Here is a 6,605-nt window from a genome sequence, read left to right as displayed (position 1 = left end):
ACGGACCGCTGGTGCATCTGTTAGGCTGCCAAGCCTATAGCAGAGTAGCCAAGTCTGGAACTGATAAACGCTGAAGGCATCTAAGCGTGAAACAGACCTCAAGATAAGACTTCCCATCCGAAAGGAGTAAGACCCCTTGTAGACTACGAGGTAGATAGGTTGGAGGTGTAAGCATGGTAACATGTGTAGCTGACCAATACTAACGGTTCGAGGGTTTGACCTAAAAACAAGGTTAACTTGTTGCAGTATTTGTTTTTGAAAGTACAAGACTTCATACTTTCAGTATGGCCCATTGGTCAAGCGGTTAAGACACCGCCCTTTCACGGCGGTAACAGGAGTTCGATTCTCCTATGGGTCATTTGTTGGTGACGATGCGCTTTAGGGAAACACCCGTTCCCATACCGAACACGTAGGTTAAGACTAAAGCGGCTGATGGTACTTGGCTGGAGACGGCCCGGGAGAGTAAGTGGTTGCCAACTTTAAAACGGGGTGTGGCTCAGTTTGGCTAGAGCGCCTGATTTGGGTTCAGGAGGCCGCAGGTTCGAGTCCTGTCACCCCGATTTATTTCCTGTGATTTAGGAAATAGCATAATAGAATATGGGTCACTAGCTCAGTTGGTAGAGCACTTGACTTTTAATCAAGTGGTCCGGAGTTCGAGCCTCCGGTGGCTCATGTTTTGCACGAGTGGCTCAGTTGGTAGAGCATCTCCTTGCCAAGGAGAGGGTCGCGGGTTCGAGTCCCGTCTCGCGCTTTTATTATTTGTGATTCTAAAAAAGCTATAACACATTAGTGTTATAGCTTTTTTCTATATAAATTATTTTCAAGAGATATTTTAATATTCTATTTAAGTATCTAAGTTAGAAATATGTTCTGGCTTAAGAGTAGTAGAATCTACATTAGGTACAAAGAGAAGTGTAATAAAGCCTATAATAAATAAAAAGATAAGGCTGATAATCCCATTATTAGTACGTCCCGTAAGTTGTGTCACAACAGCAACTAAGAAGGGCCCCATAATAGCAGCAAATTTGCCAAAGATATTATAGAAACCAAAGAATTCATTAGATTTTTCTTTTGGAACTAATTTAGCAAAATAAGATCTAGAGATAGCTTGAATACCACCTTGAGCTGAACCTACTGCCATAGCTAAAATCCAAAAATCTAATACATCTTTTATGAAATATCCATAACAACAAATACAGATATATGTAATGACGCCTACATAGAGAAGTTTTTTTGTACCCCATTTCTTTGCAAGCTTGCCGTAGAGAATAGTAAAAGGAAAAGCAACAAATTGAGTCAATAGCAAAATGATTAGAAGTGCACTCATGGAAATCCCTAAGTCAGTTCCATAAGAGGTAGACATACCTATAATTGTATCTACGCCATCAATATAGAAGAAGTATGCAATGAGAAAGATAAAAATAGGTTTATAGTTTCTAATATCTTTAAATGTATGACCTAATCGTTTAAAGGCATTAGAAATAGCATGAGGTTCTTGTTCAATATAATAATTTTGTTTAACATTCTTTAAGAGAGGGAAGGTAAATAGTCCCCACCAGATGGCTGTAATTAAGAAGGTTAATTTACATGCTAAAGTTAGACTAATAGGTAAAAGGCTTTGCTGGGTTAGAAGTACAATAGCCATGCAACCTATAAAAGGAATAGTACTGCCGATATATCCCATAGCAAAGCCATAAGAAGAGACTTTATCCATTCTATCATTGGTAGTGACATCCACTAGAAAAGCATCATAGAAGATATTGCCGCCTGAAAAGCCTAATACGCAAAAACCATACAGAATAAGTAAAAGATAGGGATTATCAGAAGGAGCAAGCGCTAAGGCTATAGTACTGATGACACCTATAGAGAAGAACGTTGTAAAAAACTTCTTTTTAAAACCTTTATAGTCTGCAATGGTCCCAAGGACAGGAGCAAGTAAGGATACAACTAAAGTAGAAAGAGAAATAGTATAGCCCCAAAGAGCCGTAGAGTCACTAGAAGACATATTCCCATTAGAAGCTACCATTTTAAAATAGATAGGTAGAATAGTAGAAGTAATTGTCATAGAGTAGGCGGAGTTAGCCCAATCATACATAATCCAACTTTTTTCTTGTGTGCTTAAACTTTTCATGCATTCACCTCATTTAATAATTTCCATTCCATATGGCCATCTATATTTTTAAATTCAAGTCCTAGAAGATAAGCGAGAAGAGGAGCATGATTAACAAGTTCACCTTCAGGTAATATAAAGTTAGGTTTGATAAGAGGGCCAGATGCCATAAAGAATGTGGTATAGTCAGCTTTACTTGTAAGATAACCATGAGCTGAATGAACATGGTGTGGCATGATACCTACATTTTCTGAATGAATAGGTTCAATAAGTTCTCCAGATAGGTCATCTATGAAATAATATCCCTCTTTTGCTTCTAACATAAAAGCACATAAATCGTCTGCACCCATACTGCTAGCTTCTTCACCAGAAAGACATTTTTCAATAGGATAAGGAGGTAGAGATTGTAGATCATTAAGTAACGACTGAATTTGCTTCATAAGTTCAAGGTTATGTTTATCTTTAAGATAAATATAGCTACTACCATCACAAGATTTAGCTATAGCATCGTAAGATAGAATACGACCTTTCTTGTTACATCTAATAAAACCTTTCTCTATCAGGTATTGATTAAGTCTTATAAAGCTATGCACAGGAAGTTGATCATGATCGCCAAGAAGTACAAGATGAGTAGAGTCATAAAGATGGGCTTCTTTTAAAGTCTCAATAATTTCACCAAGTCGCTTGTCATGTCTATAAAGGGCTTGGATACTTGATTCACTAGAATAACCTGTGTAATGGCGGTGTGTATCTACATCTGTAAGATGCACACATATAAGATCGGGCTTATATTTGAGGAGCGTATATTTTGTAGCAGCCATGACAAAATCATCTAAGTAGGGTTGTTTAGTACCTTGTCTTAAATGGCCAAACTTTTTTAGAATTTCTAATTGATAATTTAGTGAGCCGGCTAGACCAGACATAATAAGTTGATGGTGCCATTTTTTTGTTGGAAAAATTTCAGGGAGATTGTAAGTAATTTGGCTACATCCTGTCACAGGCCATAAAATGGAACAGGTGGTAAGGCCTTTTTCATGGGCAAGGTCAAATAAGGTGGGAGTTTTAATGGCTTTAGCATACCAATACCAGTTAGGATTTGAATGGCTAGGTTCTAAAAGTGTATTATTAATAATACCATGATGGATAGGATAGTTACCTGTTACTATTGTAGTATGTGCAGGATAAGTAAGTGTAGGAGAAATACTATGTACTCTTTCAATTAAAGCACCTTGAGATAAGAACTTTGAGAAGTTGGGAAGTGTTTTGAGTAAGGTAAGGTCTTTAGAAGATACAGCATCAAGAGAAACTACAAGTAGATGGGGAGTAGACATGGAATCACCTCGTTAAAGACTTTTCTTTTATTATATGACAAGTATAGGGCAAATAAAATAAAAATTCTGTTAGAAGTAAGTAAAAATAAGCACCTATATGAAGATGCTTAAATGGATAAAGAGATTATTTTTGACTAAGAAATTTGGTTATAATCATTTCATACTGATAGCAGTTTGGGGCCTCACCAGCTAATGTATTCCAAAGATTTCCTAAAGGAATGGTATCAAAATCAAGATCAAAATTTGCTAGCATATTCATATTTTTGTTCCTTTCATAATCCACTAAATAATTTATAATAGTAGTATAAGTAGAATCTGTAGGATTAAAGCCGAAATAAAAAACTGACAACAAATACAAGAGAGGGGATTAAATGGAACAAAAAGTTTAAAAAAGATTAGTTGTGCTTATATAGGGGTAAGTGATAAGCTTAAGTTTAGTTTTTCTTTAACACAAATAGGATTGAATCTATTAATACTCATAGGAATTATGTTTTTTGACAGGACTTTTATTAATATAGTAATATTTATTAGTTTGTTGTATGTAGGATCTCTTATTGAAGGTTATGGGGACTTCCTATTACTAATAGAGAAAAGAAAGTATTTAACATATGAGTGGATTCGCATTATACTAGATGTAAGTTGTACCATATTAGAATTTTTTAGAAGTCTTACTATACGTTATATATTAAAGAATTAGAGAATAGGAGCAGGATATGAACTGGGAAATTGCTATCTTACAAGCATTACAAAATATAAGAAATCCATTTTTAACTTCTATTATGGAAGCTATAACAGCACTAGCAGAGAGTTTACCACTAGTCATTGTATTAGCCATCTTATATTGGTGTAGTGATAAGAAAAAAACAGTCCGTATAGGATGGGCTGTATTATGCAGTACTGTAGTAAATGGTGTTATTAAAAATCTTATAAAAGCACCAAGACCATTTGAGAAAGGTGTTGTAAAACCACTTAGAGTTGAGACTGCTACAAGTTATTCCTTTCCAAGTGGGCATACACAAAATGCTACGAGCTTTTGGGCAAGTGCTATGATGATCTTTAGAAATAAGTCTATGTATATACTTGGAATAACTATGATTATTTTAACTGCTTTTACAAGACTTTATTTAGGTGTACATTGGCCTGTAGATGTTATTGCGGGTATGATTATTGGACTTATTGTAATAGTGGTTGCAGATAAACTATATGATGAGGAGACAGGCTTTACTAGATGGCATGTACTAGGTGTAGGTATACTAGCGTTTATTTTCCTTATTGTACCTATTGAAAAGGATTTACTTAAATCTGTAGGCGCCCTATGGGGATTTGTTGTAGGTTGTTATTTAGAACAAAACTATATCCATTTTGAAACAAAAGGAACACTAAAACAGCAAATTTTAAAAATTATAATAGGTTTAGGCGGAGTAATACTTGTTTACTTAGCCTTAAAGTTTATTTTACAAGGTGATTTAATACTAAGTATGATTAAGTATGCGCTTTTAGTTTTATGGCTTATAGCAGGAGCACCTTATTTATTTAAAAAGCTTTTACATTAAATACTCAATTTAAAAGGATGAGATGAAAAAAGAGCCAACTGACATGTCAGTTGGCTCTTTTTTCATCAACATAAACCATACCCGAAAGTAGGTTCTTTAAAATTTGGCAATTTTAAGACTTTGTTTTGATAAATGTAGTATAACATTAATTAAATAAGTTGACAAGATACACTAATCATGAAAATAATTAGAAGCATATCAATCAATATTATAAAGACACTTCTTTATTTTGTGATGGACTATCTTTAAAGATAAAATTCAAATAATGATTGCCTATCTTTATAAGATAGGAAGTAGCAGTCTGGGAGACTTCTTGTATAGATATAGGGGGAACAAACTTTTCTGTAAGGTGGGAGAGGGTAAATGAGTATGTATAATTAAAACAAAAAATATTCATCCCTTTTTGTGGCGCTTGCACTAATGTAATGCAGTAAGGTTTTTTGACTCCTACTTAAAGCATAGTGGAAAGTAAGAGTAGCTTCTTATGGAGTGTTAGGTCTAATATGGCAATGTAATTAGAAATACTCGGAATTTTAAGTGAACCCGCAAAATAACTTTTAAGTTCAGTGGAGCTCAAACCTAGAATTTGTCCAGTAGGACCACATTGGTAGCAGTAAGCTTATTCCCGAACCCAGTAATATGTACCATTAATTTTCTTTAAAGTGAGGAGGAAGGCAATAGGCGTACCATTATATAGCCAATATATTACTAATTACTGTAAACTGTAGGGGACAGGTGCATTTAGTTAGGGTAATAGGATTTTTATTTCCTGTAAAGTTTAAAGTATAACCAAGAGTTTCACTCAGAAAACGTAAGGGGACTAGAGTTGTGTTTTGCTCTAGAAGCACAGGTAATGTAGAAGCAGAAGTAGGGAGAGCAAATAGAACTATAAGTAAAAAGATAGGTACAGTTAAGTATATTTTTATTAGCTTTAAGGAAAAATACATTGTAGGCACTTTTCAAGAAAATAATAGGGAAGTGATATGAAGCTTGATATAAGTTCATTATATAAAAGGAGAAGAATTGTGTCTATAAAAGGTAAAAAATGAAAGATGAAATAAAAAGTAATAAAAAATAAAAAAAGCTATTGACTTATGAAAGGTTATGGTGCATAATAATACAAGTCAGCAGGGCACAGCGCCACTGACACACAGGGCTAAGGCCTTGATAAATAAGAAGAAATGAACTTTGAAAATAAAATAGTAACCATTAAACCAGTCGATTCATAAAGTCACATTAAGTGACAAGTCAGTACTACTTAACAGTACAAAATGTCAAGAGACAAACTTTTATATTGAGAGTTTGATCCTGGCTCAGGATGAACGCTGGCGGCGTGCTTAACACATGCAAGTCGAACGGACGGATTGGAGCTTGCTCCATGAAGTTAGTGGCGGACGGGTGAGTAACGCGTGGGTAACCTGCCCTATGCAGGGGGATAACGTTTGGAAACGAACGCTAATACCGCATAACCTAGTTGGTTCGCATGAACCGACTAGCAAAGATTTTATCGGCATAGGATGGACCCGCGTTGGATTAGCTAGTTGGTGAGATAACAGCCCACCAAGGCAACGATCCATAGCCGGCCTGAGAGGGTGAACGGCCACACTGGGA

Annotated in this window: 5 protein-coding genes, 4 tRNA genes and 3 rRNA genes; 8 read left to right on the top strand and 4 right to left on the bottom strand. The window is 35.4% G+C overall.

Annotated features, from left to right (window positions below; all coding sequences use genetic code 11):
- The 6 genes from H8718_RS19355 to H8718_RS19330 all read left to right on the top strand — a co-directional run.
- A 23S ribosomal RNA gene (locus H8718_RS19355) occupies window positions 1–223 on the top strand; the annotation flags it as partial.
- A gap of 63 nt (window positions 224–286) precedes the next feature.
- Window positions 287–358 (top strand) — tRNA-Glu (locus tag H8718_RS19350).
- Window positions 359–361: 3 nt separating this feature from the next.
- Window positions 362–479, top strand: a 5S ribosomal RNA gene (gene rrf, locus H8718_RS19345).
- A gap of 6 nt (window positions 480–485) precedes the next feature.
- Window positions 486–560: transfer RNA gene (locus H8718_RS19340), tRNA-Pro, on the top strand.
- A gap of 39 nt (window positions 561–599) precedes the next feature.
- Window positions 600–672: transfer RNA gene (locus tag H8718_RS19335), tRNA-Lys, on the top strand.
- Between the two features lie 6 nt (window positions 673–678).
- Window positions 679–751, top strand: a tRNA-Gly gene (locus tag H8718_RS19330).
- 93 nt (window positions 752–844) lie between these two features.
- Here the strand turns inward: H8718_RS19330 and H8718_RS19325 are convergent.
- The 3 genes from H8718_RS19325 to H8718_RS20675 all read right to left on the bottom strand — a co-directional run bounded on the left by H8718_RS19325 (window position 845) and on the right by H8718_RS20675 (window position 3,700).
- Window positions 845–2,131 (bottom strand): MFS transporter, encoded by a 1,287-nt coding sequence (locus tag H8718_RS19325; protein ID WP_249334660.1) that lies wholly within the window; start codon window positions 2,129–2,131, stop codon window positions 845–847.
- Complete coding sequence (locus H8718_RS19320; protein ID WP_249334658.1) at window positions 2,128–3,441, bottom strand: alkaline phosphatase family protein; 1,314 nt, start codon at window positions 3,439–3,441, stop codon at window positions 2,128–2,130. Before H8718_RS19320 ends, H8718_RS19325 begins: the two co-directional genes overlap by 4 nt.
- Before the next feature lie 124 nt (window positions 3,442–3,565).
- Window positions 3,566–3,700, bottom strand: coding sequence for a hypothetical protein (locus tag H8718_RS20675; protein WP_283246273.1), 135 nt, complete (start codon window positions 3,698–3,700; stop codon window positions 3,566–3,568).
- A gap of 454 nt (window positions 3,701–4,154) precedes the next feature.
- Between H8718_RS20675 and H8718_RS19315 the strand changes: the two genes are divergently transcribed.
- Complete coding sequence (locus H8718_RS19315; RefSeq protein WP_249334656.1) at window positions 4,155–4,994, top strand: phosphatase PAP2 family protein; 840 nt, start codon at window positions 4,155–4,157, stop codon at window positions 4,992–4,994.
- Window positions 4,995–5,683: 689 nt separating this feature from the next.
- Here H8718_RS19315 and H8718_RS21120 read toward each other — a convergent pair.
- Entirely contained in the window at window positions 5,684–5,941 is a 258-nt protein-coding gene (locus H8718_RS21120) for a stalk domain-containing protein (protein ID WP_408646588.1), read from the bottom strand.
- Between the two features lie 343 nt (window positions 5,942–6,284).
- Between H8718_RS21120 and H8718_RS19310 the strand changes: the two genes are divergently transcribed.
- Window positions 6,285–6,605: ribosomal RNA gene (locus tag H8718_RS19310) — 16S ribosomal RNA — on the top strand; the annotation flags it as partial.

Origin of the sequence: Zhenhengia yiwuensis (assembly GCF_014384995.1) — a bacterium.
In the GTDB taxonomy this organism is placed as follows: Bacteria; Bacillota; Clostridia; order Lachnospirales; family Cellulosilyticaceae; genus Zhenhengia; species Zhenhengia yiwuensis.
Note: the sequence above shows the minus strand (reverse complement) of the source record. Positions and strands in the feature narration are given on the sequence as shown.

Excerpts from the sequence above, each read along its gene's own strand:
- H8718_RS19325 (WP_249334660.1), bottom strand. The coding sequence starts at position 2,131 with ATGAAAAGTTTAAGCACACAAGAAAAAAGTTGGATTATGTATGATTGG.
- H8718_RS19320 (WP_249334658.1), bottom strand. The coding sequence starts at position 3,441 with ATGTCTACTCCCCATCTACTTGTAGTTTCTCTTGATGCTGTATCTTCT.
- H8718_RS20675 (WP_283246273.1), bottom strand. The coding sequence starts at position 3,700 with ATGAATATGCTAGCAAATTTTGATCTTGATTTTGATACCATTCCTTTA.
- H8718_RS19315 (WP_249334656.1), top strand. The coding sequence starts at position 4,155 with ATGAACTGGGAAATTGCTATCTTACAAGCATTACAAAATATAAGAAAT.
- H8718_RS21120 (WP_408646588.1), bottom strand. The coding sequence starts at position 5,941 with ATGTATTTTTCCTTAAAGCTAATAAAAATATACTTAACTGTACCTATC.